This window comes from Dokdonella sp. (genome assembly GCF_036518555.1).
GTDB lineage: Bacteria > Pseudomonadota > Gammaproteobacteria > Xanthomonadales > Rhodanobacteraceae > Dokdonella_A.
Genome location: NZ_DATDMY010000214.1, coordinates 1 through 2,998, shown reverse-complemented (window position 1 = coordinate 2,998; position 2,998 = coordinate 1). Strand labels below are relative to the sequence as shown.

General features: G+C 70.9%; 2 protein-coding genes. Both read right to left on the bottom strand.

The features are described from left to right. On the bottom strand, positions 1-1,197 hold a 1,197-nt coding region (locus tag VI238_RS12135; RefSeq protein ID WP_331651694.1), incomplete at its 3' end, for a hypothetical protein. Positions 1,198-1,327: 130 nt separating this feature from the next. Then, positions 1,328-2,998 (bottom strand): tetratricopeptide repeat protein (locus tag VI238_RS12130; RefSeq protein WP_331651691.1); only part of this gene is annotated, 1,671 nt, incomplete at its 5' end.

Below are 2,998 nucleotides of genomic sequence, written 5' to 3'. Positions count from 1 at the left end.
GGTCTGCAGCAGGACCGTCGAGCCCGTGGTCGCCTGGCCGGCGTTGTTCTGCGAGACGTTGTGGTCGATCGAATTGCAGGTTTCGCTCGTGCACGCGACGACGCCGGCCGGCAGTGCCGTCTGCGTGCAGTCGGCATCGTTGGCGTACGGGCCGAGACTCACGAAACTGCCCGTATAGCCGTCGAGCGACGTGCTGTCCTCGTCCGCGTAGATGGCGCTGCCTTCCTGCGCCGTATTGTCGGTGAAGCGGTAGTCGATGCCGCACAGGGTCGCGAAACTCTGGTTCGGGCCCGCATCCGGCTGCAGGTAGACGCCGCCGCCGGCCTGCGCCGCATCGTTGGCGCGGATCATCACGGGATTGGCCGCATCGGTCGCGAACAGGCGCACGATCGCGTGCTGGCTCGCGCCGCTGCCGCCGAAGATCGCGATGCCGCCGCCGTACTGCGCGCTGTTCTCGTACAGCAGGCCCGCGTACTCGGCGATCCGGTAGCCGGGCGAGCCGAGATCCGCGCGCGCCGGACCGATCACTTCGAGCCCGCCGCCGTAGCCGCCGGCCGCTTCGTTGAACGCCAACCATACCTGCGGCGCGGTGATCGTCAGCACCGCGTTGCCCTCGATGCGCACGCCGCCGCCCGACGTGGTCGCGATGTTGGACAGGACCTGGGTCTCGGAATTGAGACCGAGGTACGCGACGCCGCCCGATCCGTTGAAGTTGATGCCGCCGCCGTAGCCCGCATGGTTGGAGGAAATCGTCGTGTGGTCGATCGAGAGCGTACCGGTGCCCGCGAAGTCGATGCCGCCGCCGGCGGCGCCGTCGGACGGATGGCCGCCCGAGATCGTGAGGTTCCTCAGCCGCACGTGCGAATCGCCACGGATCGTCAGCACGCTGTGGCCGCTGCCGCCACTGATCGTCGTGTTGCCGCTCGGCTGGACGTAGTTGCACGCCGGCACGCCTTCGATGGTGACCGACATGCCGTCGATCGCGAGCGCCTGGTTCGTGTAGGCCTGGTTGTCCGCGACGAGGATCTCCTTGTTGCCGCCGAGGTCGCTCGCGGCAGCGGTGATCGCGGCCGCGATCGTCGCGTAGTCGCAGCCGGCGCCGACGTGGTACTGCGTCGCACCGACCGGTGTGGCGACCGCGAGTGCGACGAGCAGCGTCGCGCCGAGGGAACGGATGTGTCGAGCGTGCCTGGACATGGCGATTCCTCCACGAGATCGCCGCGAAGAACGCCACCGCAGGCCGCGCACGGACATGCGCCGCGAATGCTGTCGGGAAGCTGACGAAATCCGCGGTCGCGAAGCCGCCTTGCGTGCGCGAAGGCGCGAACTACTCGATCATGCGCAATGCAGCTTCGGCCTGCGCGATCGACGCGGCGCCCGGGGCGTCGTAGCGGCGGCTCGCCTCGAGCGCGCGTTCGGCCCAGCTGCGCGCGGCGGCGCGATCGCCGCGTCGGCGCAGCGCCTCGGCGTGCACGAGCCAGAGGTACGGGCCGCTGCGCACGTCGCGCCGGCCGAGCACGTGCTCGAACGCGTCGACCGCGCGCGTGCTAGCGGAGAGTGCGCCGGTGGCGTCGCCGCGCGCGAGCGCAAGCCGGGCGAGGCCGCCTTCGGCGAGCGCGGCGGTCACGAGCATGCGGCCGTGCTGCTGCGCGAGCACTTCGCGGAACTCCCTTTCAGCGCCATCGAGCTCGCCGCGATCGAGCAGGAAGCGACCCCAGCGCTCGCGCGCGTCGAGCAAGGTGCGCGCGTCCGCGCTCTCCTTCTCGATCCGTTCGTCGAGCGACGCCTTGATCGTCGCGCGCGCGTCGTCGATGCGTCCGACGCGGTCGTAGGCGTCGCCGAGGATGAGCCGGTTGCGGCGCACCTCGTAATCGACGCCCGGTCGCGCGAGGTAGGTGCGCAGTGCGGCTTCGAGCAGCGGGATCGCTTCCGCCGCGCGGCCCTCGGCGGCGAGGCACGATGCATAGAACTCGCGCGCGTACTCGTCGTAGGAATCGGTATCCCAGTCGGGCGGGATCAGCGCGAGCAGGTGCTCGAACAGCGCGAGCGCGCGCTCGCGGTCGCCCTGCCGATGCACCATCCACGCGTGCTGCGCGGCAGGCACCCACGTGGTGCTGTGCTCTTCGCCGTACGTACGTCGCGCGAGGTCCGCGCTTTGCTCGTATGCGCGCTCCGCGCCGGCGTAGTCGCCCTGGTCCTCGCGCACGGACGCGAGGCCCGGAAGGATCAACTGCTGGAGCTCGCCGTCGTCGCGCCGATGGCTCGCCGCGGCGGCATCGATCGCACGCCGGTAGGCGCGTTCGGCCGCCTGCGGGTCGTCGCCGGAGAGGCGGAATCCGAGCATGCCGAGCGCGTGTACGTAGCCGGGATCGGTCGGCGCGACGCGTGCGTACAGGGCGATCGCGTTCTCGAGCGCACCCTGCGATGCCTCCCGCTCGGCCGCGTTCGCATTGAACAGCCCGGCGCGTATCTCCCACCAGCGTGCGCGCTGCACCGAATGATCGAGCCCGGCGCGGCGGATCAATCCGTCGGCCAGTTCGAGCAGGCGTCGCGCCGCGGGGTAGTCGTTGCGATCGCTCGCATGCTGCGCATCGTCGAGCAGGCCATCGACGATCGCGGGATGCGCGTCGCCGAACGCGCGTCGTGCGAGCTCGACCTGCCGATCGTGCAGCGCGCGATAGCGCGCGTCGTCACCGAGCTCGCGGTAGATCGACGCGGCGACGCCGAGCAGCTCGACCTGCGTCTGGGCGTCGTCGCCGAACTCGTCGGCGATGCGCGGCGCCGTCGCGTCCAGCAGCTCGCGCGCGGTCACCTGTCCGCGTGGCTTGTCCTGCGCCACGCGAGGGTCACTCGCGCGGAACATGTCGATGAGGAAGTCCTTGATTGTCTCGGCGCGACGCGCCTGCTCGCGCGCGACCTGCGCCTGCCACAGCGCGATGCCGAGCGCGGCGACGATCGCGACCAGAACCGCGAGCGCGGCGGCGACGCCGCCGCGGTG